The organism is Paenibacillus sp. HWE-109 (assembly GCF_022163125.1).
Classification (GTDB): Bacteria; Bacillota; Bacilli; order Paenibacillales; family NBRC-103111; genus Paenibacillus_E.
Genome location: NZ_CP091881.1, coordinates 4,829,441 through 4,855,696 on the forward strand (window position 1 = coordinate 4,829,441; position 26,256 = coordinate 4,855,696).

Annotated in this window: 26 protein-coding genes and 1 pseudogene; 13 read left to right on the top strand and 14 right to left on the bottom strand. The window is 44.9% G+C overall.

The window, feature by feature from the left end; all coding sequences use genetic code 11:
* The first annotated feature begins 110 nt into the window (after positions 1 to 110).
* Complete coding sequence (locus tag LOZ80_RS20705; RefSeq protein ID WP_238166490.1) at positions 111 to 731, top strand: TetR/AcrR family transcriptional regulator; 621 nt, start codon at positions 111 to 113, stop codon at positions 729 to 731.
* A 304-nt stretch (positions 732 to 1,035) separates the two neighbouring features.
* Here LOZ80_RS20705 and LOZ80_RS20710 read toward each other — a convergent pair.
* From LOZ80_RS20710 to LOZ80_RS20725, 3 genes and pseudogenes are all read right to left on the bottom strand, one after another.
* Positions 1,036 to 2,213: pseudogene (locus LOZ80_RS20710) on the bottom strand (IS3 family transposase).
* Positions 2,214 to 2,609: 396 nt separating this feature from the next.
* On the bottom strand, positions 2,610 to 2,807 hold the full coding sequence (locus LOZ80_RS20720; RefSeq protein WP_028556542.1) for a cold shock domain-containing protein: 198 nt from the start codon (positions 2,805 to 2,807) through the stop codon (positions 2,610 to 2,612).
* A 128-nt stretch (positions 2,808 to 2,935) separates the two neighbouring features.
* A complete protein-coding gene (locus LOZ80_RS20725) occupies positions 2,936 to 3,652 on the bottom strand; it encodes a class I SAM-dependent methyltransferase (RefSeq protein ID WP_238166493.1) in 717 nt (238 codons plus the stop codon).
* Positions 3,653 to 3,906: 254 nt separating this feature from the next.
* Between LOZ80_RS20725 and LOZ80_RS20730 the strand changes: the two genes are divergently transcribed.
* The 5 genes from LOZ80_RS20730 to LOZ80_RS20750 all read left to right on the top strand — a co-directional run bounded on the left by LOZ80_RS20730 (position 3,907) and on the right by LOZ80_RS20750 (position 7,922).
* Positions 3,907 to 4,098 carry a hypothetical protein gene (locus LOZ80_RS20730; protein WP_189009572.1) on the top strand — a complete coding sequence of 64 codons (192 nt, stop codon included), beginning with the start codon at positions 3,907 to 3,909 and terminating at the stop codon, positions 4,096 to 4,098.
* 290 nt (positions 4,099 to 4,388) lie between these two features.
* Positions 4,389 to 5,234: a TerC family protein gene (locus LOZ80_RS20735; protein WP_238166494.1), complete on the top strand. Its 846-nt coding sequence runs from the start codon at positions 4,389 to 4,391 to the stop codon at positions 5,232 to 5,234.
* Positions 5,235 to 5,322: 88 nt separating this feature from the next.
* Positions 5,323 to 5,505: a hypothetical protein gene (locus tag LOZ80_RS20740; RefSeq protein WP_189009162.1), complete on the top strand. Its 183-nt coding sequence runs from the start codon at positions 5,323 to 5,325 to the stop codon at positions 5,503 to 5,505.
* A gap of 244 nt (positions 5,506 to 5,749) precedes the next feature.
* Entirely contained in the window at positions 5,750 to 7,540 is a 1,791-nt protein-coding gene (gene pepF, locus LOZ80_RS20745; protein WP_238166495.1) for an oligoendopeptidase F, read from the top strand.
* A 64-nt stretch (positions 7,541 to 7,604) separates the two neighbouring features.
* A complete protein-coding gene (locus LOZ80_RS20750; RefSeq protein WP_189009168.1) occupies positions 7,605 to 7,922 on the top strand; it encodes a LapA family protein in 318 nt (105 codons plus the stop codon).
* Between the two features lie 51 nt (positions 7,923 to 7,973).
* On the opposite strand, the gene LOZ80_RS20755 is transcribed toward LOZ80_RS20750, so the two are convergent.
* Positions 7,974 to 8,783, bottom strand: coding sequence for a DUF92 domain-containing protein (locus LOZ80_RS20755; RefSeq protein WP_238166496.1), 810 nt, complete (start codon positions 8,781 to 8,783; stop codon positions 7,974 to 7,976).
* 222 nt (positions 8,784 to 9,005) lie between these two features.
* Between LOZ80_RS20755 and LOZ80_RS20760 the strand changes: the two genes are divergently transcribed.
* Positions 9,006 to 10,190 (top strand): HD domain-containing phosphohydrolase, encoded by a 1,185-nt coding sequence (locus tag LOZ80_RS20760; RefSeq protein WP_238166497.1) that lies wholly within the window; start codon positions 9,006 to 9,008, stop codon positions 10,188 to 10,190.
* 64 nt (positions 10,191 to 10,254) lie between these two features.
* Here the strand turns inward: LOZ80_RS20760 and LOZ80_RS20765 are convergent, their stop codons facing one another.
* Together LOZ80_RS20765 and LOZ80_RS20770 are read right to left on the bottom strand one after the other, a co-directional pair.
* Positions 10,255 to 10,881, bottom strand: a complete 627-nt coding sequence (locus tag LOZ80_RS20765) for a fumarylacetoacetate hydrolase family protein (protein WP_238166498.1) — start codon at positions 10,879 to 10,881, stop codon at positions 10,255 to 10,257.
* Positions 10,882 to 10,898: 17 nt separating this feature from the next.
* The gene (locus LOZ80_RS20770; RefSeq protein ID WP_238166499.1) at positions 10,899 to 12,167 is read right to left on the bottom strand and encodes a CapA family protein; all 1,269 of its coding nucleotides are present in this window, start codon (positions 12,165 to 12,167) and stop codon (positions 10,899 to 10,901) included.
* 150 nt (positions 12,168 to 12,317) lie between these two features.
* Here LOZ80_RS20770 and LOZ80_RS20775 point away from each other — a divergent pair, with 150 nt between their 5' ends.
* Positions 12,318 to 13,091, top strand: coding sequence for a metallophosphoesterase family protein (locus LOZ80_RS20775; protein WP_238166500.1), 774 nt, complete (start codon positions 12,318 to 12,320; stop codon positions 13,089 to 13,091).
* A gap of 90 nt (positions 13,092 to 13,181) precedes the next feature.
* Positions 13,182 to 13,400 (top strand): hypothetical protein, encoded by a 219-nt coding sequence (locus LOZ80_RS20780; RefSeq protein WP_238166501.1) that lies wholly within the window; start codon positions 13,182 to 13,184, stop codon positions 13,398 to 13,400.
* A 60-nt stretch (positions 13,401 to 13,460) separates the two neighbouring features.
* Here the strand turns inward: LOZ80_RS20780 and LOZ80_RS20785 are convergent, their stop codons facing one another.
* Complete coding sequence (locus LOZ80_RS20785) at positions 13,461 to 14,096, bottom strand: O-methyltransferase (protein ID WP_238166502.1); 636 nt, start codon at positions 14,094 to 14,096, stop codon at positions 13,461 to 13,463.
* 134 nt (positions 14,097 to 14,230) lie between these two features.
* On the opposite strand from LOZ80_RS20785, the gene LOZ80_RS20790 reads away from it, so the two are divergent.
* The gene (locus LOZ80_RS20790; protein ID WP_238166503.1) at positions 14,231 to 15,379 is read left to right on the top strand and encodes a THUMP domain-containing class I SAM-dependent RNA methyltransferase; all 1,149 of its coding nucleotides are present in this window, start codon (positions 14,231 to 14,233) and stop codon (positions 15,377 to 15,379) included.
* A gap of 847 nt (positions 15,380 to 16,226) precedes the next feature.
* Positions 16,227 to 16,559 carry a hypothetical protein gene (locus tag LOZ80_RS20795; RefSeq protein WP_238166504.1) on the top strand — a complete coding sequence of 111 codons (333 nt, stop codon included), beginning with the start codon at positions 16,227 to 16,229 and terminating at the stop codon, positions 16,557 to 16,559.
* 63 nt (positions 16,560 to 16,622) lie between these two features.
* Here LOZ80_RS20795 and LOZ80_RS20800 read toward each other — a convergent pair whose 3' ends face one another.
* Positions 16,623 to 17,702, bottom strand: coding sequence for a Gfo/Idh/MocA family oxidoreductase (locus tag LOZ80_RS20800; RefSeq protein ID WP_238166505.1), 1,080 nt, complete (start codon positions 17,700 to 17,702; stop codon positions 16,623 to 16,625).
* Positions 17,703 to 18,312: 610 nt separating this feature from the next.
* On the opposite strand from LOZ80_RS20800, the gene LOZ80_RS20805 reads away from it, so the two are divergent.
* Together LOZ80_RS20805 and LOZ80_RS20810 are read left to right on the top strand one after the other, a co-directional pair.
* On the top strand, positions 18,313 to 19,041 hold the full coding sequence (locus LOZ80_RS20805) for a DUF6702 family protein (RefSeq protein ID WP_238166506.1): 729 nt from the start codon (positions 18,313 to 18,315) through the stop codon (positions 19,039 to 19,041).
* Entirely contained in the window at positions 19,041 to 19,604 is a 564-nt protein-coding gene (locus tag LOZ80_RS20810; protein ID WP_238166507.1) for a HupE/UreJ family protein, read from the top strand. Before LOZ80_RS20805 ends, LOZ80_RS20810 begins: the two co-directional genes overlap by 1 nt.
* Before the next feature lie 23 nt (positions 19,605 to 19,627).
* Here the strand turns inward: LOZ80_RS20810 and LOZ80_RS20815 are convergent, their stop codons facing one another.
* From LOZ80_RS20815 to LOZ80_RS20840, 6 genes are read right to left on the bottom strand one after another with little or no spacing between them, the layout of a single operon-like run.
* Entirely contained in the window at positions 19,628 to 20,827 is a 1,200-nt protein-coding gene (locus tag LOZ80_RS20815; protein ID WP_238166508.1) for a Ger(x)C family spore germination protein, read from the bottom strand.
* Complete coding sequence (locus tag LOZ80_RS20820) at positions 20,814 to 21,911, bottom strand: GerAB/ArcD/ProY family transporter (protein WP_238166509.1); 1,098 nt, start codon at positions 21,909 to 21,911, stop codon at positions 20,814 to 20,816. Before LOZ80_RS20820 ends, LOZ80_RS20815 begins: the two co-directional genes overlap by 14 nt.
* Positions 21,912 to 21,915: 4 nt before the next feature.
* A complete protein-coding gene (locus LOZ80_RS20825) occupies positions 21,916 to 23,628 on the bottom strand; it encodes a spore germination protein (RefSeq protein ID WP_238166510.1) in 1,713 nt (570 codons plus the stop codon).
* A 48-nt stretch (positions 23,629 to 23,676) separates the two neighbouring features.
* Complete coding sequence (locus tag LOZ80_RS20830) at positions 23,677 to 24,798, bottom strand: GerAB/ArcD/ProY family transporter (protein WP_238166511.1); 1,122 nt, start codon at positions 24,796 to 24,798, stop codon at positions 23,677 to 23,679.
* A gap of 19 nt (positions 24,799 to 24,817) precedes the next feature.
* Entirely contained in the window at positions 24,818 to 25,051 is a 234-nt protein-coding gene (locus LOZ80_RS20835; protein ID WP_238166512.1) for a hypothetical protein, read from the bottom strand.
* Between the two features lie 5 nt (positions 25,052 to 25,056).
* Complete coding sequence (locus LOZ80_RS20840) at positions 25,057 to 26,250, bottom strand: Ger(x)C family spore germination protein (protein WP_238173058.1); 1,194 nt, start codon at positions 26,248 to 26,250, stop codon at positions 25,057 to 25,059.
* Positions 26,251 to 26,256 lie beyond the last annotated feature (6 nt).

The following is a 26,256-nucleotide window of genomic DNA, read 5'->3' on the forward strand; positions in this document are numbered from 1 at the left end:
TACTTATTTGACGTGATATGGTTAAATTTGAAGTACACAATTAATTATATATACTAGATAGTTAATTAATCAACTTCTTTTTTATTTTCATTTTTTCAGGAGTGATTGCTATGGACAAAAAGACAAAACCGCTCGGTAGACCACGTGCTGCCCAAGGGGAAGTACCCCTCACTCAAAAAATAGTAATGACGGCTATTCGGTTATTCCTCTCCAAAGGCTACGAGTCAGTATCCATGGATGACGTCGCCAAAGCGTGCGAAGTGACCAAAGCTTCTGTCTATTATTATTATCCATCCAAGTCCGATCTGTTGACGGCATCGATGATTCAACTCATGGAAAATGTCAGAAAAGTTACCTTGTTGCGTTTAAGTCAACCCACTTCCTTGCGTGACAGGCTCTTAGACATCACTGAAGCCCATCTGAAAGCCATTGACTTCGATCTCCATTCCTTCATGCGTAAAATGGAGGCGACCCTCTCAGAAGAACAAATGATCGCGATGCGCAAATCCGAACAAGGGATCCTCGATGCGTTGGAAGTCGAATTCAACAAATCTGCCGCATCCGGGGAAATCGGCCCGGTAGACGCTCGCGTTATTGCCCGTGCTTACACCTCGCTGCTGATGATGGGCCATGCGCGTGATGGCAGCGGCAACAAAATGTTCCCCTATGAAAGCGAAGCCGCTAAGCAAATTATTGACATTTTGTGGCATGGCTTATTCCCTCCTCAATAAACGGAAGTGAGAAAACCGGCTTCGAGGCCCTGAGTGATGAGCGATGAGTGATGAGCGATGAGCGATGAGTGATGAGTGATGAGCGATGAGTGATGAGCGATGAGCGATGAGTGATGAGTGATGAGCGATGAGTGATGAGCGAGGCACCACGTGTGATGCGCGATGAAGGCTGAGGTCTGAGCCTCTTCCAAGCGACAACTCCTGTTAAGGGAACTCTAGTACTCTATTTAGGCATATAACGTGGATATTAGGGTGTTAGCGGAACTACTGTATCTGAGTCAATAGAGTGGACACAAAAAAAGAGCTAAGAAGTTAGTTTTATTTGCTTGTAGTACTGGGATTCAAACTTGTCTGGAGACAAATAGCCAAGCTTGCTGTGCGTACGCTTCCTGTTGTAGAAAAACTCAATGTACCAGTAGATTCGTTGGTGTGCTTCTTGGCGGCTTTGAAATTTATATCTGTACACCAATTCCCGCTTGAGAATGCTGTGAAAAGCCTCTATACAAGCGTTGTCGTAGCAATTACCTTTACGGCTCATACTACGAATCATATGGTATTCTTTCAGTTGTTTACGGTACTCATTAGATGCATACTGCGATCCCCGGTCTGAATGATGGATAAGGCCTTTAGGCGGCCTTTTGGCTTCGTATGCTTGATTTAAGGCGTCTAGCGTCAGTTCCACGGTCATGCGATTGCCCAGCTGCCAGCCAACGATTTTGCGGGTAAACAAGTCAAGAACGCTTGCTAAATAAAGGTTTCCTTGACGTGTATGGATGTACGTGATGTCGGTAACCCATACTTGATTCGGTCTTGTACACACATCAAAATGCTGATTTAACCAATTTGGCGCAATCGGGTGGCTGTGATTGGAATCCGTTGTTTGTACCTTGAATTTCCCTATAGCTTGTGAGCGTAAGCCCTTCTTTTTCATGATGCGTCCAACCGTTTTGACAGCGACTTTGAAACCTTTTTTTCTCAGTTCCTTTGTGATTTTCGGACTCCCGTAATTCCGATCCGATTCCAAGTACTCCTTTTCCACCTCTTTAGCCAACGCTTCGCGGTGCTTTTTCCGCTCACTTGGGGGTGTGGTTCGCCATTTATAATAGCCGCTCTTGGATACACCTAGTACGCTGCACATCTTCTCAACTCGAAATGTTGAACGGTGGTCATCAATGAACTTGAATCTCACTTCGGGTCTTTGCTGAAGATGTGCAGCGCCTTTTTTAAGATAGCTAGTTCTTCCTCTAGGTCTTTGTTGCGTTGTTCCAAGTCTTTCATGATCTGATCATGGCTACGTAGATTGCCACTTCCTACGAAGGGCTCATCTGGAAATTGGCGATATTTACTGACCCAACTGCTCAATGTCTTCGCTGGAATGTTCAATTCGCTTGCAATATCCGGAATCGATTTACTATGTTGTTGAATGTACTTAACCGTTTCTTCTTTGAACTTTTGATTGTACCGTTGGCGGAATTCATTCATCTCGGACACCTCGTCATTTAGATAGGTCTATTATCTAATTTCCCAATTCGTTGTGTCCACTGTTAAGTCTAAATGCATACAGGGTCTTATTTCCACGAAAAGAGCTGATTTTCCCTTCAAACAGCAGAAATAACGTACTGTAGTTCCCTCACCCCCGCGATATGGGTACTTTTGGCTAGAATAGCGTACTTTAGTTCCCTCAAGCTCAGTATCATGACACTTTTGGCAAGAATAGCGTCTTGACGTTCCTTATATCCATGCGAGGCAGCTACAGTAACTCCCCCGCTCACCCAAAACCTATAAATTATAGCAAAAAAGACAGCCCCGAATGAATCGGAATGCTGTCTTCGTTGTTTGTGCTATGACACTATTTATAAGTGGGGATCTCCCAGTTTCTTATAATTTGGTGACGTTAGCTGCTTGAGGACCACGGTTGCCTTGAGTAATATCGAACTCAACGGATTGGCCTTCTTCTAATGTTTTGAATCCTTCGCCCTGAATTGCGGAGAAGTGTACGAATACATCGTCGCCTCCATCTACAGAAATGAAACCGTAGCCTTTTTCTGCGTTAAACCATTTAACTGTACCCTTCAAATGAACAACCTCCTAAAAATATCGCCATCTATGACGAATAAGGAAATTATACCATTCCGACCGCGATAAATCAACGCTCAAAACACGGTGGATAAGCTAAAATTTGTTGATGTACCAACGTTTTTCGCTTATGCAGGGACAGGTTTACTTATGCATAAATATTGCTTGGAATTCGGTAAAAAAGGTAAGCTTGCTTGCCTCTTTTCAGCCAAAAAGCCATCTGATTGCAGTCCATTCATTAATTCTGTAAGCCTGCTATATTCAACAGTCTGAAAATTGAGCAACGGATAGATCCGTAATTCTCCGCCTGGTTTGCAGACCCTGAGAAGCTCTCTAATCGCCGCTTGATGAAAGTCAAAGTCAAACTGTTCCTCATAGAGAAACATAAAGTGGCTGCACACAACCAAGTCGAAGGTTGCTTCCTCGAATGGCAGCGAAGGCAAATAGGAAACGTGATACCTGGATGCCGCATCTTCCCTAGAGAAGTCCTCCACAAATCTTCGGAGACCCTCGATTCGTCCGGCCTTATGGTTCTCTACAGAACCATAGTAGCTCCAGTCATATACATCCTGCAGCTTCTCCATCTTGGCAGCTACGAGTTCAATCTCCTGCATGCCGTGCTGCGCAATGCCTTCAACGGATTTCTCATACAGCGGATCAGCCGCTTCAGCCTTAATACCAGCTTGCCTTGCTTCGGCAGTAAACGAAGAGGCGCCACCCGCCACATCCAAGACTCGCTTGCCAACTAAATCCTCGGTTTGCAGCATAAACATTTTCTCATATTCGGCATACGATCTTGAGGTCATAGCGACCCCTACCTGTTCATAAACACGCTTTGTTTCCATGCTCATCTCTCCTCTGCTCAGCTCATCATTCGTTCTAATTGCCTGTTGGTCCGTTCCCTATGGAAAGGATTAGGAGAATTCTATCACAGGTTAAACTTGTGCTGCAACAGAAATTTTAGAGACAGCTTGTTTGGAAATCGGCCTTATTTATGGTACGATTGCCTATATCTTTGCGTTCAATGCAGAAATGAGGAAAAACAGTGTCAAATCAACCTTTTAAAAAACATACCATCTACAAAAAAGACAAATGGAACATGCTGAATGTCGAGGTCCAAGGAACCAAAATTGTCTTGACCGAAATCAGTGACCAATGGGGCGAAGAATGCCATACCTTCATCGGTCGTCCAGCCATGCTTCACTGGGCCAATGAGCGATTTGCGAAGGATAAATTCCAAGGTACAGAGGAAGAATGGCAAGCCATTATGGATGCTTTCAAAGCCGTTTAGTCCAAGCTGTCCAATCCTAGGGTCCAAATGCCTTGACTTCCTCATCTAGTCTTCCTATAATAAAGATATAATTTCATAGCGTTTACTCCAAAGGGGAGTAGCTGATACAGTAAAGTCGTCAATTCGGATCCTCATCAGATCCCGGCTTTATTGGCAACGACAACGTTGTTAGCAAGACCTTTGCCATGTTTTATTGGTGAAGGTCTTTTTTGATGAATTAGAGCCTTCACCGGTCCATCGGTGTCAGGCTCTATTTTTTTTCAAAAAAATTGCTAAGGGAGTGTTCGATTATGGATTGGTTATCAACAGGTTTTTTTATTTCATTGCTCAGTATTATTCTTATTGATTTGGTTTTAGCAGGCGACAACGCGATTGTCATCGGAATGGCTGCCCGCAATCTGAAAAAGGAAACACAAAAGAAAGTCATCCTCTGGGGTACCGTCGGTGCCATCATCATCCGCGCATTGGCTACACTCGTTGTCGTTACGTTATTGAAGATTCCCGGCCTGCTGCTAGTCGGTGGAATTCTGCTCCTATGGATTTCCTATAAGCTGCTCAGCGAAAAGAAAAATCACGAAAATATGCAAGCCAAAGACAGCATGTGGGCAGCGATCCGTACGATTATTATTGCCGATGCAGTTATGGGTCTAGATAATGTGATCGCCGTAGCTGGTGCTGCACACGGAAATTTCTTGCTTGTTATTATTGGTCTTCTGGTCAGCGTGCCAATCGTCGTTTGGGGAAGCACTTTATTCATTAAATGGATTGAGACCTACCCTTGGATCGTTTATATCGGCTCAGGTGTGCTTGCGCTAACTGCAGGTAAAATGATTACTGGCGAGAATTTCCTTGCCCCTTATTTCGATTCCAATCCGCTTGGCAAATGGTTGTTCATCGGTTTACTGATTGTCGTTGTGCTTGCCGCAGGCAAATGGGCCAAAATGGTTGGGTATTTGGTGGAAGTGGGAGAGCGCGGGCAATTGACAGTGCCAAAGGAATTAAGCGAAGAGGCGCAAATGTCTCTAGAAGATCGTTATACCGTCAAAATGGATGCCCGCGGCAAATTAATTCTCGTCAAAGCTGAAACAGATGACGACAGTGAAAATTCGGACAAATCCATGCCGCATGCCGGCTGAAAAAGGAGTTTGCCTGTTCGCAGCGAAACTTAGTATCATGCGCTTGTGAGCAAGCGTCATACTCTATAGGGATAAGGATGATTCTCCAATGACCAATTCCGGATCTATTATTACTTTCGTACTCGTCTCCTTCTGCCTAGCGATCATTTTAATCATGAAAAAAGACAGCCTTCCGGCACAAATGAAACGTTACCTTGCCTTGCTGGCCATTGTTATGGTGTCGTTATCGTTTGTCCTGATCTTGATTAGCTTCTTTGGAGCCGGAGTGTAAATTTACTTCCTTCCAGCTTTTTCATATAATCATAATTGAATGGGTTAACGGTCATACTAGGTGAAAACCATGATATGGGATTTCTTCTGGATCTCCCCATGGGCATACGCCGGGAGTGACCGTGATGCGCTGGATCTATGTAACTGCGGCAATGGGACTTCTTCTGACTTCAATCCCCACAGCCGATTTGCATGCACAAGAAAACCAAGTACCCCAAACTCAAAACAAGAACAGGAGGGCTCCAATGACTCAAATATTGGAACGCAAGCAAGTACCGGCCGAGCACCGCTGGCATTTGGAGGATTTATACGCCGACCAGAAGGCTTGGGAACAGGAATTTCAAAGTGTGAAGAACTCGCTTGGCAAAATCAGCGCCTTCCAAGGTAAACTTAGCGATCCCGCTACAGTGAAGCAATGTTTCGAGTTGGAAGATGAAGTCTCTCTGAAGACAGAAAGACTGTATGTGTACGCCAACATGAAACATCATGAAGATACAGCAGAGCCAACTTATCAAGCATTATCGGATAAAGCCAAAAAAATCAGCGTCGAAGTCGGGGAAGCACTCTCCTTTATTTCTCCTGAAATTCTCAGTTTGTCAGATGAAAAGCTTGAACAGTTAGTTGACGATCCCGCTTTAACCTTTTATAAAGATACACTGGAAGAAATGATTCGTCAGAAGCCTCATACGCTGACTAAGGAACAAGAAGCTTTGCTCGCCCAAGCGGGCAATATGGCGGGAGCTCCCAGCACGATCTTCGGTATGTTGAACAACGCCGATTTGAAGTTCCCGAAAATCAAAAATGAAAAAGGCGAAGAAGTCGAGCTCACGCACGGCAGCTACATTCAGTTCTTGGAGAGCCGCGATCCGGAAGTACGGAAAAATGCGTTCCATGCCGTGTACGAAACTTACCGCAGTCATAAGAATACAATTGGTGCTACACTAAGCGCGAATATCAATAAGAATATTTTCTATGCCAAAGCACGCCACTATCCTTCAGTTCTTGAATCCACATTGTTCGGCGACAATATCAAGAAGGAAGTTTATACGAACTTAATCGTCACAATTCACGACTCGCTTCCTGAGCTTCAGCGTTATTTGAAACTGCGTAAAAAGCTGCTGAAAGTCGATGAATTACATATGTATGATCTCTTTGCACCGCTCGTTGAAGAGTTCAAAATGGACATTACGTATCAACAAGCCAAGGAAGAAATCAAGAAAAGTTTAGCCCCACTGGGCGAAAATTACTTGAAAATCTTGCAAGACGGCTTTGATAATCACTGGATCGATGTGTACGAGAATAAAAACAAACGGAACGGCGCTTATAGTTGGGGTGCATATGGCACACATCCGTACGTTTTGCTGAACCATAAAGACAACTTGAACAGCATGTTTACGTTGACACACGAAATGGGTCACGCCATCCATTCTTATTTATCTGACGAAACTCAGGCGTACCGTTACGCGCAGTATACCATTTTCTTAGCAGAAGTTGCTTCTACGCTTAATGAAGCTTTACTTATGGATTACCTATTAAAGCGCGTGACAGATCCCAAAGAAAAGCTTTATCTGTTGACGTATTACGCTGATCAGTTCCGCACGACGGTATTCCGCCAAACGATGTTTGCAGAATTCGAAATGATTACACATGAGAAATCAGAGCAAGGCGAATCTCTGACTCCCCAGGAGTTCAGTGAAATCTACTATGGTCTGAATAAGCTCTACCACGGCAAGGACATGGTCGTTGATCAGGACATTGAGATGGAATGGGCGCGTATTCCACATTTCTACAACAGCTTTTATGTATATAAGTATGCAACAGGCTTCTCTGCTGCGACCAGTTTCGCGAAGCAAATTCTGGATGAAGGCCAGCTAGCAGTCGATCGCTACTTAGGCTTTCTGAAAAGCGGCGGCAGCGATTACTCGCTGAACATCCTGAAGAAGGCTGGCGTAGATATGTCGACTCCGGAACCTATCAAACAAGCGATGAGCGTGTTCAGTTCACTGCTCGATCAAATGGAACAGTTAACGAAGTAATTGCTCAGAGAGAGGTTGTTGGCGAATGCCCGCAACCTCTTCCTCATGAAAGGATGTTTAGCGGATGAAGATGCAATGGATCCTGATTTCTGCTTTAGTATTCGCCCTTATAACTGCTGTATTTGCTGTCATTAATGTGGATCCTGTACAGGTTAATTTCATGTTCGCCCAGACATCCACGCCTTTAATCCTTGTAATTCTAACCTCTACACTGTTAGGCGGCTTGATCGTGGGACTCTTCGGTATGGTACGTCAGTACAAGCTTCAGCGTAAAGTCCGCCAACTCGAGAAACAACTGCAGGAAGCGCTTATGCCTGCAACTGTTGAGCCGTCAACACCGGAAATTACGCTTAACGAATCCAAGCCTCCTGCCGTGCAATAGGTTTACGTCAAACAACCCCGCTGCCCGGAGGCAACAGGGTTGTTTATTCATTTACAACAACAGGCTAATACCCAAACTGGCCAAACCGCCGATGAGCGATGAAACGGCATTGACCATATCATTGGTCATGATACGCATGCCGCGAATTTGAATGGCTTGCTGCTTGCAGTGAACCTTCTTCTCAATCGTCTTCCCGCATACTTGACAGCGATACATGACCTGAGACGTTGCGCCCAGCCAAGAGTCAGCCAGCGATCCCAATAAGCCAGAAAGTGCTCCCACGATGACTAGAGTCAGCAATTCGTACAAATCAAAGCTTCTATCTCCCATTTGACTAAAACTGCCGCCAATGATTCCAATGAATGAACCTCCCAATACAGAGGCTAGCAAACCAAGTCCCGTAACACCGCCGGATGTTCCAGCCAAGACTTGTCGACCATTCAAGATGGAGCGCGGCGCGGCCTTGCTCAATCCGCCAATTTCAGTAGCCCATGTATCTGCATTAACCGTCGCCATAACCCCTACGAAGAGCATCCACCAAGCGGGATCTGGCCACATGGCATGTCCCCAACACAGCAGCAATCCAAGACCGCCATTGGCGGCAACTTGGCCTGCGTCACGTCTCCCACCTTTGGCATAATCGCTTTCCACTGCAGCCTTTCGACGATGTTTGAATTTAGAGAGGAGTGTTGAAGAAACAAAAAAAGCAATCAGCGTCCCAAACCACGCTAAGCTGCCTAACGCAAACATGGTAGTCCCAAGCACTGCAGCAGAAATCAGACCAGAGAGCGACAGGGACTTCCTCCAATACGCTGCGCCTGCGATAACCAAGCTTCCTGCTAATCCCCACAACCACGCCAATTTCAGCACCTTCTTCCAAAATTTATAAATAACACTTGACGAGCAAGTTGCTTTCTGGATGCTATGACATTCATTGTAGCACAAGTTTATTCTCGATTTCCTAATTATTAAGGCAACATTAAATTTCGACAAAATCAATCAAAAACCGTGTTTTCTAGCAGGAATGCCGCCTACAGTTACGAAATATATGGTAAAATAAATGCGATATGCAAGGAGGCTGACATGGAGCACGAACACTTCAATTTAAAATCCGAAAAGGTAGATTTAGATCCTCAAGAAATGCTGCGTGTCATTTTTGACTATGCAGCCAAAATTGCCAATGAACGCGTGCTGGAGAAAGTGCTGTTATTGATGGCTGACATGGGACGCGAGATGATTGTCTCTGATCGCTGTACGGTCTGGCTGCTGGATACAACCAAGAATGAGTTGTGGTCCAAAGTGGCCCACGGCCTTGATGAGATTCGTATTCCAAGCACTGCCGGACTTGTCGGGTATGCGGTAACCTATGATAAAGCGGTGTTTATTGATGATGCCTACACGAATGAAGAATATAAAACCTACCTCATAAGCGGTGCTTTGCGAACCGATCAACAAACGGGTTATCGTACCAAAGCTCTCATGGTTATTCCGTTTCGCAATAGCCAGGGCGAAATTATGGGCGCCTACCAAGCCATCAACAAACTGACCGCCTGCAAGCAATTCTCAGACAAGGATATGGAATATTTAACCTTGGCTTCCTCTTATGCGGGCAAGTCATTGGAATCCGCGTTGCTGACGAATGAGATTGAAGAGACGCAGAAGGAACTTATTATCCGAATGGGGGAAATTGGCGAGAGCAGGTCCAAAGAAACCGGCAATCACGTAAAGCGTGTAGCTGAGTACTCTTATCTATTAGCACTAGGACTCGGCATGAGTCAGGAAGAAGCGGAATTGCTGCGAATGGCTTCACCCATGCACGATATTGGCAAAGTTGGCATTCCAGACAGCATCTTGAATAAACCTGGGAAGTTGACGGAAGATGAATTCAAAATCATGCAGAATCATACGTTAGTTGGCTACAATCTACTGAAAAATTCCAACCGCAGCATCCTTAAAACAGCGGCAATTGTCGCTCATGAACATCATGAGAAATGGAACGGACGCGGCTATCCACGAGGAATAAGCGGCGACGCGATCCACATTTTGGGCCGAATTACAGCACTCGCTGATGTTTTCGACGCTCTTGGCAGTGAAAGAGTCTACAAGAAAGCTTGGGAACTTGATCGTATTTTGGAACTCTTCAAGGAAGAGCGAGGTCAGCATTTTGACCCCCAACTTGTAGACGTCTTCTTCGAACAATTACCGAATATCCTCCGCATTCGCGAAGAATTTTCCGATACGGCTTTGGAAGATCACACGGATAAATAACACTTATTACAAAAGGCAGTCTCTAAAGTCATCTTTGACTTTTTGAGACTGCCTTTTACAATTATTAAATGAGAATGGTCACTGCTGCGAATACCTCTTCATCCCAAGTGAGCTCCAATCGATCCCCGTTGCTAACGGGACCTACCCCCTCCGGTGTGCCTGTATAAATAATGTCGCCTTCACCAAGACCATAATGTGCAGCAATATAATCAATAATTGTTTGCAGATCGAAGATCATGTTGCTGATGTTGCCATTCTGAACGACTTGGCCATTCTGGCGCAATTGAAAATTCGTTTCCATCAATTTCGCTGCCCCGGGAAAAGGTCGGAAAGAGCTGATGGGCGCGGAATTGAGAAACCCTTTGGCGGGCAGCCAGGGCTGGCCTTTTTTCTTAATCACATTTTGAACATCGCGCAGTGTAAAGTCGATGCCAAGCGCATATTTATCGACAATGTCATCGACTTTAATCCCTGCGGCATATGGCTTCGCAATATGTAAAACAAGCTCCGTCTCATAGTGAATCTCGCCTTGATCGCCAGGAAGCGTTAATTCCCCCCCGTTGATTTCGACAAGCGCATGCGTTGGTTTGGTAAATATCATAGGCTGCTCTGGAACATCATTCCCCAGTTCCGCGGCATGGGCGCGATAATTGCGTCCAACACAATAAATATTGCGAATTGCTTCTGTCATGTGATTACTCCTCCGGCTTATTTCTTACTCACATTTCCTTGGTTATCCACACGTGCTCCAATCGAAATTTGGGTCAAACGTTCAAACAGCTTGGCTCCATCTTCGAAATTCATGGGCGCGGGCTGCGCCGATTTGGTTATAATGGGCACTAAATGAATATTGCATGACTTGTCTTTGGAACAAGCTGCTTCCAAAATAACGGTTTCCCACGTTTTGGGCGTGTCATTCGTCGTGAAAATAAAATTCCCCAAACTATAAGCTATCCACTTGCCCTTATACTGCTCAAAGCCCTGCATCACATGCGGATGACCGCCGACAACCAAGTCAGCACCGGCATCGATGTATCGATGCGCCAAATCCTTTTGATTTTTGTCCGGATTATCACTTCGCTCAACACCCCAGTGGGCCATGACGACGACGAGATCAGCACTTGCCTTGGCCTTCTCTATCGCTTCCACAGGCGGCTTGTAGTTGTAAGTTTCCGCTACACCGAGATGCCCCGCTGCCGCTTTCCATGAAGCTTCCGGCACAACGCGGCTGAAGCCGAAGAAAGCGATCTTAACGCCATCTTTTTCAACAATGACAGGTTTATAAGCTTCTTCTACACCTTTACCCACACCCACATGCTGGATGCCCTCTTGATCAAGTGCGTCTATCGTATCCTGCAAACCCTCCGGGCCGTAATCCATCACATGGTTATTAGCCAAATTCACGATATCGAATCCCGCAGCTTTGAATGGCGGCAATGCTAGCGGCGAAGAACGATAAACGTAATCCTTCTTTTGCACCGTGCCCCTGTTCGTTATGGGTGTTTCTAAATTTGCAATTGTAAAATCAGGTTTGCTTAGTAGATCCTTCACTTGGAGGTAGGGATAGTCATAACCCTTCTGTGTCAAAATATCTTCCACTTTGGAAGCCATAATGACATCACCTACAAACGATAACTTCACTTGCCCACCACGAGCTGAAGATGTGTCTGAAGCGGTAGGGGCCGGTGATGCGATAATGGCCTTCGCTGTTTGCTCGGGACTTGGTTTTACAGTAGGTTTCGCGCTTGCAGTAGCTGTTGGTTTCATTGTTGGAGGTGATGCCACGGCCACTGGTGATGCAGCCGACTCCGCATCTGGCGTTAATTTACTCTGGTTGGACCAATAGGAAATGCCAATACCTATAGCAAAACATGCGACTGCGGCAAGCGTTAGGCCACCAATGACCTTAAGCGGCGCTTTCTTCGTAGAAGTACGCTCTTTCTTCGGTTTACGGTGACGTTCTTGTCTGGATTCCATTCAAAACATTCCCCTTTCCCCCTACAAATTATAACAGATGAAGCTCGCCTTGGGTAATCGTATGGCGTGAACATTTGCAGATTGGGCGCCGTGTGGTATAACAGAAGCAATAGATATGTCCATAAGAGATTTATTAGAAAGGGAACAAGTATGCTAGAGAAAATTGCGATCATTTCAGATATTCATGGAAATTTGCCAGCCCTAGAAGCTGTGCTTACCGATATCCACCGCCGCAAAATTGAACGCATCATCTGCCTGGGGGATCTTGTCGGCAAAGGTCCTGACTCGGCGGCTGTGGTTGACCGGATTAAAGAAGTATGTGAAGCCGTGGTGCAGGGGAACTGGGATTTGGGAATTACACTTCCCCAAGAACTTCCAGCAGGCTTATGGCATCAGCAGCAGCTTGGTCCAGAGCGGCTAGCTTATTTGAAGCAGCTCCCCTTCTCCGTTGACTTGCATGTCAGCGGCAAGCACTTTCGCTTCTTTCATGCTTCAGCACAAAGTGTTTATCACCGCGTGAAACGTAAAGCATCCAAAACAGAACGCTTAGCTATGTTTATAAATACCGAGATGATTGCAGCAACTGACGGAAAACAGCCGGATATCGTGGGTTATGGCGACATCCATATTCCATATCTTCTAACACTCAAGAACCCCTCAGAGAAACGCTCTGATCGTCGTCCTAATAGCGGGCTTATGCTTTTCAACGTGGGAAGCGTAGGAACCCCCTATGACGGTATTCCACAGGCGGGCTATTGCGTATTGGAAGGAGAAACAGACAGCAGCGAACAAGTTGGGTTCGCCATTCAATTCGTCCGTGTTCCTTATGATATTGATCTTGCTGTTCAGTTGGCTTATAAGGCACAAATGCCTGAAAGTGAGCGATATGAACTTGAGATTACTACTGGTTTAGTCCACAAATAAGGGATGCCATTCAAATCACAGAAATTACAATGGGAATATCTTCCACTTTATGGTAATATGAAAATATCATTGAAAGTGAGGAACTCATTCATGAAGTTGAACTGGCGCAAAATTGTGTTAATTGTTATCTGTGCAGAAGTTCTGTTTATTTACTGGAATGGCATGAGCGCTATTCCCTTCAAGAAGCAGCACATCACGAATCCAATTTCAACACCTCAGCCTATTACGCCCATTACGCAGCTTAAACCAGCTACACCCAATAAGCAAAATGAATCAAACCTCTCTATAATCGACCAGAAAGCTTCTTGATCTACACAAACGAAAAGCGCTGTAAGCCAGCAGGCTCCACAGCGCTTTTCGTTTGACCGTCTATTTCACCTGTGCTAATGCTAATCCGTCATAAGCAGGCAGTACGGTGCTCTCTAACCTTGGATCCCGGGCAATCGTCTCATTGAACTTTCGCATCGCTTGGACAGAGGCCTTGGTTTGGGCGGCATCGATGACTTTACCTCTCATCAGTGTGTTGTCACCGGCGATGACAGCCCCCGGATTGGCCAATTGGATGGCCAGTTCCAAGTAATTCGGGTAATTCACCTTGTCTGCATCGATAAAGAAGAAATCGAATCGTTCTCCTTGTTCAAGCGATGACTTTAAATGTACGAGAGCCTCACCGATCCGATACTCGACATAATGCCCAAGTCCGGCATCTTCTACATTTTGCTTGGCGACATCGGCAAATTCCTGCTTTAATTCAAGCGATACCAGCTTGCCGCCTTCCTTTAGCCCTCTAGCCAAACAAATCCCGCTGTATCCGCCTAGAGCTCCTATTTCCAATACCTTTTTGGCACTGATCATCGAGACCAGCATCGTCAGCAATCGGCCATACCCCGGAGCAATCGATATTTCTGGCATATTTTTATTGCGGATGACTGCCTTCACACGTTCCAGCACCGCATCTTCCTCATATAAGCCTTCTGAGTAGCTTTCAGGCGTTAGTATTTCCATCTTGATGTTCCTCCTTCTGATACGAAAGCTTGCACTTTGCGTTTTTCGTTTGTAAGTGTAACCTATTTGTCCTATACTTGTTAATTGTATGAGTTTTATGAGCGATGTACAACCCGGATGGAAGGAATTCAACTATGCCACAACAATTAGAATTAATTGCAACTTGCCCAATGGGACTTGAAGCTATCGTTGCCCGCGAGATTCGTGATCTTGGCTATACGGAAGTAACCGTCGAGAATGGCCGTGTCCGCTTCCTAGGCGATGAGTTGGCCATCTGCCGCGCCAATCTATGGCTGCGGACCGCTGATCGTATCCTGATTCTCATGGGCCAGTTTAAAGCACTGACTTTCGATGAGCTATTCGAAGGTACGAAGGCGCTCGCTTGGCCGGACTGGATTCCGAACGATGCTGAATTCCCTGTCGAAGGGCGTTCCCATAAGTCACAACTATCGAGCGTTCCCGCTTGCCAAGGAATCGTCAAGAAAGCCGTCGTTGAGAAAATGAAGCTTCGCTACGGAACAGAGTGGTTTCCAGAGAATGGAGCCCGCTACGTTATTGAAGTTGCCCTGCTCGGCGATATCGCAACACTGACCATCGACACGACAGGTGCTAGTCTGCATAAGCGCGGCTACCGCAAGCTAGTTACCGAAGCTCCGCTGAAAGAAACGATGGCCGCGGCGATGATCCTGCTAAGCCGCTGGAATGTAGAGCGGCCGCTCTACGACCCGTTCTGCGGGTCGGGAACCATCCCGATCGAGGCGGCGATGATCGGTTGGAACATCGCGCCAGGACTGCGGCGCAGCTTCCCTAGCGAGGCGTGGGGGATGATCCCGCGCAAGCTTTGGGACAAGGCCCGCGACGAGGCCTTCGATCTCGTCAAAGACGATGTTCCGCTAAACATCATCGGCAGTGACATCGATCCCTCTGCCATCGAAGTGGCAGAGGCGGCAGCCAAAGCCGCAGGCTTGACCAAACAGTTCCAGCTTCGCGTGGAACCTGTGGTCAAAGCTCGCCCGCGCGGCGACTATGGCTGCTTAATCACCAACCCTCCCTATGGGGAGCGGCTTGGTGAAGCCCAGGATGTCGAGGTGGCGCTGCGCCAGCTCGGCGCACTTACCGCTCCAATGCCGTCATGGAGCATGTTCATCTTGAGCCCGAGCACGCAGCTCGAGCATTATATGAATCGCCGCGCGGATAAGAAGCGCAAGCTGTTTAACGGACGGATTGAATGCAATCTGTTCCAGTATCTCGGCCCGCTTCCGCCACGTCGGCACGATAAATAGCTAAGAAAAACGGCTTCGCCGCCCTGAGAGATCAGCCTCTTCGTAGCGACAAAACCTGTTAAGGGAACTAGAGGACGCTATATAGGCAAATAGCAGGGATGCTGGGGTATTAGCGGAACTACAGGGTCTTATTTTCACGAAAAACGCTGAATTTGCCTTGAAACAGCAAAATAGCGGACTGTGGTTCCCTGACCCCTGCGATATGGATACTTTTGGCTAGGAATAGCGGACTATAGTTCCCTCCTTCTGTTCGCAAAAGGCGGCTGGAGTAACTCCGTGCTCACTCCAAAACATATAAACTCTAATATTTGCACGAAAACCTAACCTGCACTAGGTCTTCAAGTCCATGCACCTTCGCAAGCCTCCTTACGAACCCAATAACCTTTATTCGGCCAAAATCGCTCATTCTGAAAATCTAATGAATGCCAGATGCGCTAATGCAAGCAATTGATAGCAATTCAGCCAGTAAAGTACCGGATAACGCCAATCCAGTTCATTACATCTCCAAGATAGCCATTTTCTCGTCTATAAGCATCCTACAGTTCATTAGATGCCTTTGAGACGGCCCCCCCCAAAGCAATGAGGCATGCTGTGAACGTCAACTAAAAAGGGAGAACCCCTTAAATCCACCCAAAACTTATACTTTCTATTATTCCAAAAAAACCTTGAGGGGATTTCCCTTCAAGGCTTTTTGTCTATTGCTCAAGTAGCGTTGTAATCATCATCTTCGTTTTTTTCTATTTCTTGCTCATACCTCAATATTAATACAAATAATGTAACAAGTTACATTAAATGGGCATACACCTGTAGAGTAAGCAATTCAACCATGAAATGAGGAAATTGATCAATGAGTTACTATTATCCTACACATTACACGCCTTACCCGTCCGCATTGCCGTCTCGAGTCCCAACGCATTTCGCTCCAGCATCTTGGTTGGTAAACAGCACGCCTGGTCATTATTACCGAACAACAATTGCAGGTGTTCCACAAACGGTTCTTTTTGCTGGATACAACTCTTTATCACAAGCTGCGACACTCGTATCACTTACCCCTACAGGTTTACAATTGCTTGTTGTATCTCCACAAGATTTAGTTGGTTGGACTAATATCGGTCCAAACCTGAATCTATTGAAAAGCGATCCTTTGTGCGGCATTTATCCGTGGGCTTTTGGTTGTTAAGAAGGCGTACAGGGAATTACAGATTCCACTCCTGCTCTGCTCTGACCTGACGGTCAGGGCTTTTTATTGTTTCGCCCATGGTTGAGTTATCGTCGTCAATTCCTCTCCCGATTCGATAGCCAACTGCATCATGATCGATAAATAATTATCCTGCATCGCCTCTGCCAAGTCATAGCATGACGGCCCCCCCTGCAAATAGTCCGCCATCTTAGTCAAGCTAGTAGCAATGGCGATCTCATCGTCGGATAGACGCCCGGGAACAAGTGGGTTTGCATACACCCAATCTTCATTTGCTGTAATCCCTTGGTGATAATACCCTTCCAAGTTACCGTTATGACCGGTATCGACTCTTCGGAAATTGCCATAGACAGGTGTCTTATAATCCCTCAAATACCGGAACGTTTCGTCCGTTATTTCTCCATGGCTTCCGCGAACGAGGATACGATTATGGCGAATCCAAGAGAAATACTGATCACCTGTAAAATCGAACAAAGCCAGTTGGTTTCCGAATCGAAGAGTAGCGATATCCTGCACCGAATCGCCAATCACTTCACTTTCGGGAGGCCCATAACGCCCTGGACCTTTCACGATATTCGAGGTAAATCTCTGTCCCCTGACGATGGCGTTCTCGAAATTAATGCCTAGCATCTTTCGAATCAGGCTGATGCCATGATAACCATGAGCAGCCGATACTTGCACCTGAGAAACGTCCCCCAGTTTACCTGATCTCACAAAAGCAATACGTGCAGCATGCATCGGCTGATACAAATATTGTTCAGCTACCTGTACGCGTCCTTTGAGTTTGCGCAACGACTCATATAAGGCAATCATTCCTGGGATGTCGTTAGCCGGAGGTGTCTCAGTCAATATCGGAATGTTCCTTTCTGCCAGCTCCAGTGTGCAGATCGGCATGGCATCCCTAGAAACGGAAACAACCGCGAACATGAGAGGCCCGCTTGAAACGAAAGATTCGATATCACGGTAGGTTTTCACGCCCCATTCCTCTTCGATCTCCCTGCCTCGTTCCTCGTCACGGACTAACATCGCACGGACGGCGAAACGGTGAGGCAGTAATCTCGCAATCCGCAAATAATAATCAGCTCTCCACCCTCTGCCTACAATGCCGAATTCAATTAAAGACATCCATTCTTCCCCTCACTTTTCGTAGCCTAATTATATTCTTCTTAATTTTAATTATAAATGGAATTAAATGATTCGAATATGGAGTTTTGTTAGGCGTTGCCTTGGGCAATTGCATTGTGAAACAACTAAAAAATGTTCAAATACCCTTGTATAGATGTCCAATCAAAGGGTAAATGTTGTCATATCATAAAGAGTAATATAAATTCAATCAAGGAGTGGATCGATATGGGAGTAGCAGTAGCAGAAGGGTATCGCCGCAATAATGTAGCAGAAGTTCTTGTTCTCTTTATTCTTTTGGTAATTATCACTATGGCTTTTGCTTGGTAATGATGGTCTCACTTATTCGTAAGCAAGTAATTAAATCAAAGAATCCACACCTTTAACGGGACAGTTGACACGATATGCATGCTCAAGAAGAAGAGGGAAACCTCTTCTTTTTACATTTATTTCACACAGCAATCATTATATTAAGTTCATGTAAACTTTATTGACACAACTTTAAGAAACCACTAGACTTAATATTAATAACAGTTAAACACATGGAATATACGCAAAAAACTTATTTGTTTATGTTGTTTATCACTATACAAATAAAGGAGGAAGTTCCTCGATGAAAGCCCCCAAAAAAGTTGCTGCCGTAATGTCCTGCACAATAGTTTGCTTCATCTTGACAGCAGCATTGCCAGTCAATCCACTTTTGACTTCACAGGCGTGGAGGCTTCTTCAGCCGGAAACGGCAAAGGCTCACAACTTGGATGTCGGTTTTTCTAATATAACACTCAGGGAGGACGGTTTACGGTATGAGCTGTTGCTTCTTCCGGATGAATTGAGTCCGATTCTTAATCTGGATCTGAATCGAGACGGTGCAGTTACAATAGAAGAAGCAAATCAAGTGAAACCCGATTTAGAGAAGTTCGTGGCACGGTCTTTGTCCATTAAAGCGGATGATGCCGATTTACAGTCGAATTTTGAGTCTATGGAGATTTCTCAACAAGGTCCAGGAATTCCGATGGTCAAGTTGAACTTTGACTATACGTTTGAGAAGAAGATTGATGAGCTGTTTATTACATATGACCTCTTGTTCAACGTAAGTCCGTTACATCGCAACTTCGCAACAGTTACATCCATTGATGGTTCGAGGAAAGAGCATAATTTCGACAAAAACAATCGAATCTTACCTCTTTATATGGATCCCAACAGCCCTAAAGCGCTCGTTAATCGGCTCATAAAAATCAAAGTCCCTCTATGGATTCTGCCTATCTTGCTACTGGTTGCAGGAGCAATGATAACCATGATGATCTATTTGACAAGACTGAGAAAAAAAAGGAGGACAAAATAATGTTGGAATTTTCGATACCCGATTGGTTATTAATGGCATGGAATTACATTTGGTTTGGCATGGAGCACCTATTCACGGGGTATGATCATCTTTTGTTCCTCTTAGGTCTGGTTATCGTCCGTCTGAAATGGAATGACTATTTGAAAATCATCACGTCTTTCACAATTGGACACAGTATAACTTTGGTTCTGGCAGCATTAGAAATAGTTGAGATTCCCGGGGCAATCATTGAGCCTTTAATTGCATTAAGCATTGTGTTTGTGGCCGCTGAAAATATAGTACGCAAGCAGTACAAATGGCGTTGGCTGGTTACAGCGTTCTTCGGTCTTATTCATGGCTTCGGATTCGCCGGACTTCTAGAGGGTCGTTTCTCGGGAGAAGTTGCCTTACCTTTGTTTTCCTTCAATCTCGGAATTGAACTAGGACAATTGGCTGTATTGCTTGTACTGTTGCCGATCATTCATAAGATTGGGCAAACTCGCTGGAAAGTCCAGACGGTTTATGGCGTTTCATGCATAATCGGCGCGTTCGGCATTTATTGGTTTCTCGACCGTGTGATCTAAGATGCAATGTGCAACAAAAACTTTCACTTTTTCATATGTCTCAAGCCATAGTCGTTTATTTTAAGTTTCACGCTGTACGTCACAGGGATTTCACTGAACTCATCATCCCAGTTATTTTTAACTTTTTGCCACACTTTTGGATAGTGGATTCGTATTTGATTGCCAAACCCGGCAACCTCTACGTGATATTTGTTTTGCATAGCTTTTAAAATCATCTCGACATGTCGAATAACTTCTTTTTCTGCCGCTTTTTCCGCTGATTGAAGGAATTCGTCTTCGAAATAGTCCACTTTTTCTCGCCAGTCCTCGGTTAATCGGCCAACCGATTCAATCTCGACATGAAAAGAGATCTTGTCGCCAGATACGTTCGGTCGAATACGACTCTTAAGAGATTCCAATTCATAAATAATAAACGGCTGATTCTGCTCATCCCATGTCTTGATCACCCCTCCTCTGCTCTTTCCAGTCAGCCATGTCAATCCTTCCAACTCCTCTTCGCTCAGAAAGCCGATCAGCTTGTTGGTCTCTCCTTTAAACACGGCAGCTCCTGCAAATTTCACTTCCCCTTGTGCGGCAACGACGCTCTGAATTAGGAAGCTTGAATGGGTGGACACCTTTTCCATAACATTTTGGATGGTCATCGGCGGCAGTATCCTTGTATTTCTGTATTGATTTTTGGAAATTCGAATAAGACGGTCCACAGGAATATCCGAGCCTTTAGTCTCCAACGTATCTTTGGCAAGTCCTCTGGCAACTAGAACAAAGCCGCTTTCCCTAACCTCGTTATCACGAAAATGCTGGTCGATTAGCGTCTGCAAATCCATGCTGCGCACCAGCTTTTCCCCGAAGACGAACATTTTTTGATGCTGATTAAATAGCGGCTTGGATTCAAGTGAAGCTTCTCTCGCAAATTGATGAATCATATCTCCTGAAATGGAATGATTTTTGTATGGTTTCTGGCCTGCTGAGGCGTTTTTGGATGCAGCAATTTTCGGAATCACAATTTGCCAGGTTATCGTTATCAAATCTTGTTTGCGGTAACCGCCGCCCTTTTCGTTCAACTTTTTCTCCACTGGCGCTTCGTCACCTTGATCTATCGCTTCTCCGATAACTAACGACAATTCCGTAATGTTTTTACTATCCCAACAACCCGTCAATAAGAGTAGAGGCACAATGAGCAGCTTTAAACGCCAATGTCTGATGAAATATTTATTTGGGCACATGTGATATCTTCCTTAACAAAGTAATAAGAAAAAGTGCAGGTGCAACCAGACAAATGATACATAGAAAGATTTTGCCAATCACCTCACCCAGTTCATTCAGCTGGTTCATGCTTTTGGGAAACATGGCTATCATGAAAATCACAGGCAGAACGATAAAGATATATCGATGAATTTCTTTATTAAATGTTTGAGAGATTCCAAGAGCAACGATGTAATGGTAAATGACATACCCGGTAAATACTTGTACTAGCCTCACCACGATGAGCAAAGATTCATATCGTTCGAGGAAAAAACCGGTAAGTTCGTAAGAACGGACGATCGAAATCGTAGGCCATGTCAAGGTCGCAACCTGTTCAAACGGAATGCCTCCCAGGACCGTTATTACAGTAAGCACATGTATGAACACGGAAATCCCGATGCCAGCCAATAGTGCTTTGCCAGCCTTTTCCGGCCTGCTCATAAATGCAGTAAAGAATAACATCGTTTCAATGCCTGCAAAGGATCTCCAAGTTTCGGGTAATCCTTTGAGCACAGGACCAAGTCCCATGCCCAGCACCGGGCGCAGATTATCGAGTTCAAACAGTCTCAAGCTTAACGAAAAACTAAAGAGAATAATAAGTAAAGTGAAAGGTAGAATTAGCTCCAACATTCGCGCAATGGGATTCATCCCTCCGGAAGTAAGATAGACACCAACGCACATCAAGACAAGAATAGTGAACTCTTTGGGGGTTTGTTCCAACAAGAGATACTTGATGATCTCTGACATATCACGAATTTCATATCCAGCAAAGAGTGCAAAGTAGATGATTACCCCTACATTAAGCGCGCGCCCCGCCCATTTCCCCATAATGAATTGGCTGTATTCGAAAAAAGTTTTGCCAGGGAACTTCTGACAGAGCTTAACCATTATCAACCCAAAACCAAACGAGATCAGACCTCCAACGATCACCGTTATCCATCCATCCGGGGTCTTCATCTTATCCGCTAATAGTCTAGGTAACGTCAAGATGCCCACACCCAAGAGGATGTTGGCTAAGATTACGGAGGCTTGCGGTGTCGTAATACGGTCATTAGGATGGATCATGCACTCATTTCCCTTCCTTCGGGTCTTCCCTTTGCCGTGTTTGGTCCTGTACATTCATCATCTGCGGCCGCAATTTCATCATCGAGAGGGGAGCACGTATCAAAAAGTCTTTCCAATCATTCAACCGATAGGGAACCATGGGCGAGGCATAAGGTATACCAAAACTTTTGAGTTTGACAAAATGAATAGTGAGAAACAGGGTAAACATGACAACACCATAGATCCCAAGCAGCGCCGCTGAAAACATAGCAGCAAAGCGCAGCATCCGTAATGCAATTCCCGCATCATATTGGGGAATGGCAAACGAAGAGATTGCAGTTAACGAAACAACAATGACCATTAACGGACTGGCGATGCCTGCTTCAACGGCAGCTTGTCCAATAACCAAGCCCCCGACAAGTCCGACTGTCTGTCCGACAGGTTTGGGCAACCTAAGTCCTGCTTCACGCAAGATTTCAATAACAACTTCCATAATTAATGCTTCTAAAAATGGCGGAAAGGGAACTCCCTCACGAGTACCCGCCATCGAAATAGCAAGTTTGGTCGGAATCAAACCTTGATGAAAGGATAAGAAGGAAATATAAATGGCCGGTCCAAGTAAAGCCATAAACGCCGCAAAAAAGCGCAAAAGGCGAATCAAAGTTGCTGGAATCCAGCGAACATAATAATCTTCTGGCGACTGCAAAAGCATGCTGAACGTAACCGGCACGATGGAAACGTAGGAGGTGCCGTCTGTTAGAATGGCAACTCTGCCTTCCAACAGTGAAGCTATGACGCGATCCGGTCGTTCTGTACTTTGCACCTGGGGAAATGGCGACATGAAATTATCTTCAATTAATTGTTCAATATAACTGGAATCAAGCGGGTCATCGATCTTAATACTCTCAATTCTGCGTTTCACTTCATCCACCAAGTTCGGATCGGCAATGCCATCCACATAAGAAATAACCAAATTCTTCTTGTTCCGTTCTCCTACTTCGCATTTCAACATTCGCAAATTAGGATCGGATGCTCTCATACGCAAAAGCGAGATATTCTCGTCCAATGCGTTGACAAAACCGATCTTAGGTCCGCGCACAAGCGCTTCTGAAGTTGGTTCTTCGAAATTCTGCGGGACTGTGGATCCAGTTCCTAGCATCAGACCGCCGGGAATACCCTCAATGAGTAAAGCTGTTCCCCCTGTCAACACCCCTTCAATGACCTGATATAAGGATTGTATTTCGTTTATTGTGCAAAGTGGCAAGACATGATCTTTCACATAATGTTTGAAATCGCAGCTTGCTTCCAGATTTGAAATATCCATATGACCAAGATCCATCATTAATGGTTTTAGAACAAATTCTTGAATGGTCTTTAAATCAGATACTTTATTGATATAGACGATTGCCGCATGAGTCTCTGTATGTCCAATTTTAAATTTACGGATGGAAAAATCCGTATTGTCACCTAGTTGATCGCCCAGAATCGATAAATTTGATTGTAGATTTTCGCCCAACATGTCGCGTGGCGGCCAATCTTTCCACAACTTTCGAGGCAAGTTCTCGGGGGCTGGAGCAGGATGGCTTGCTGACGTGGTATTATCTTCTTTGTTCCAACCTCGATTGGACCTTTCCTTTTGGAAAAACCAGCCAAATAATTTGGAGATGCTAAATGGAACCAGAAAGGATAACGATGCCCATAAGAGCGTTTTCCAATCTGAAAGAACTTCCAACATCATATGCATATTCGTCACCTCTGCGTATATTATGCATAGTTAGAAGTATTTTCATGTATTCATACCACTCATACGCTTCAGCTTATTTTTCCGAACGATATAAACCGCTAATAAAAGAAGCGGGATGGCTAAACCAATCGTCATATCATAAAAAAGCCACTTTTTTGAAGCCACATCGTTAAAATAGGACGTATTCGGCGCAGATATAAAGATCAAGGCATAACAAATCGCAGCGGTAGGAATGGTTAACATTTTGTAATCCTTCAGCTTCAGGAATTGGGCTATGCCTACATTTAACACGTAGAAGTAAATCGTTGCTTTAATAAACGTGGTAATAATCCACAGAACAGCGATAAGCGCTTCCACTCTTTGCAGAAAATTACCCACATTAACTTGTTTAGCCAGCGCATAGCTGACATACAATGTATTCCCAGTCAAATATTCACCGAGGACAAGAATACTTTGCGACAATACAATTTCTAGTGCGAGGCCACCTATAAGAGCTCCGATCAGGAAGTTTTTTTTTACTTTTTTGCTATCTTTAATTTGAGGTAAGATAATGAGCAAGCAGGACATTTGCACGAATGGGAAAGTGCCTGCTTGCAGCATGCCAAGCAACACAGGCTTCACCCCATGTTCCAATATCGGCTTTACTTGACTGAGTTCCATTGCAGGGGCAAGCATGAATATCAACACTAGCAAAATGAGTACGACCCATGGGAAGAAAACTTCTCCAGCCCGTATAATTGGCCCAAGTCCAAGGCGCACAGCGTAAATCATCGCCCCATAAAACAACAACTCAATAACCTCTATCGGCGTTTCTGGCATGACATTACTGGTTATAAAATCACCTATTTCCCAAGAGATCCCCATTGTTGTCATCATAAAGTAGATCAAAAAAATAATATTTATAAGGGCCCCCAGCCATCTCCCTACAATAATCGGTGTATATTGAATGAGGGAAAGCTTGGGATAAAGTCCTCCCAGCAAGGTAAAGTTCCAGGTAGCCATCAAGCCATAACCAATTCCCAGCAGTCCTGCTATCCAAGCATCTTGATGAGCGTTGCTAGCCACATCTGAAGGCATAATCAGAATGGAGTCGCCAATCATGAGAAGAATGACGATGATCGTAAATTGGCGCGCGCTGATCATTCCCTTATCCAATTGAAGCATCTACCTCACCTCTTCCAAGCTATTGTAAGAAACCGAACACCGCATCGCTAATGGGCTTATATATGAAAATCATAGCATCAAGCGGATTAGGGAGTTTGATATGAAGAATCTGTGTGATATTGATTGCCACACCAATGAAAAGCAAGATACTGTATGTCCATGCTTCCTTTCGCAATTGTTTGCGCCATAGAGACTTGGTTTCCAATATGAATATACCTAGCGAAACTATGAGTACGCCTAATACGCTCCACACATCGATTACTCCTTAACATCTTGCAAGAACGAATTCCCCTTCGTACCCAAGCGTCTGATTTTAACATCAGCCTTTATGTTTACATCGAGAGTTGCAATATTGGCATCCCAATCATTCTTTAAATCCTTCCATGCTTGCGGATTATCCTCATGAATCAGTTCACCAAATCCGTATATATCCAATTTGGTGCGTTTGTGCACCTTAAGTACTGAACCCAGAACCAATTTCTCCAATTGCTTTCCAGCAGATTTTTCAAGCATATCAATTGTAGAAGGATCTACTAGATCAATCTCACACTCGACTTGACCAATACTCGTTTCAGCTTGAATTTCCGCATTGATTTGGGGCTTCCCATTGATGACTATCCCTTTCAACTTGGTTTTGGAGCGGATTACTTTTAACGATATATTCCCGCCATTAGGGCAGCTTATTATGCCAACTGTCTTATTGATGTGATTCGTCATATAGTTGTATACTTTGCTATCTTCCTCATTCATCCAACCATCCAACTTATCTTTACGGAAATATGCCAAACCTGTATACCTTAATTGCGATGGCGGATCAATGTTCTCCGCATTCTGTCTACTTCCATCAGTCTTCTTGACTCCAACCACTTCGATTACGGATAAAACGGGCGTTTTCCCTTCCGTAACCATTTCTTGAATAAGCTTGTCCAAGGTAACCGTTATGGTCGGCGCCCACAATTCTGAAGACGTCTTTAACGAGGAATACAATCTATTCGCAGGGATCTTCTCAAGTGGGGTCAACACCTTCAGCACATTCTCCGCCGAAGAATTTTTGGCAACAACGATATAGAAATCGGTTCGGGACTCTTGATCCCTCGACAGCATCTCCAATGGCTTGGAAATGCCTTCCTTCGCCAACTCCTCTCCCAAGACAAGCACGCGAACATGGGCCAAATAAATTTTACGCGGCGCAACCGTCGTCATTCTTCCGAGAGCCTCAAGCACTGTTTTCCCCTCCGATTTAAACAAAACAACGGTTGCACTGCCTGGTTTGCCGCTTTCGGCAACCGAGCTGGGGACAATAACCTGTGCAGAGATCTTATACATATCTCCGACTTTATCAATGCCTAAACCGACCGCGACTGCGAGCTGGTTTAATTCCCGACTACTCCAGCAGCCTGTTAACAGGACCATTAACACGAGCGAAAGTAATATACCTGAGAACTTTCTCATCAAGAT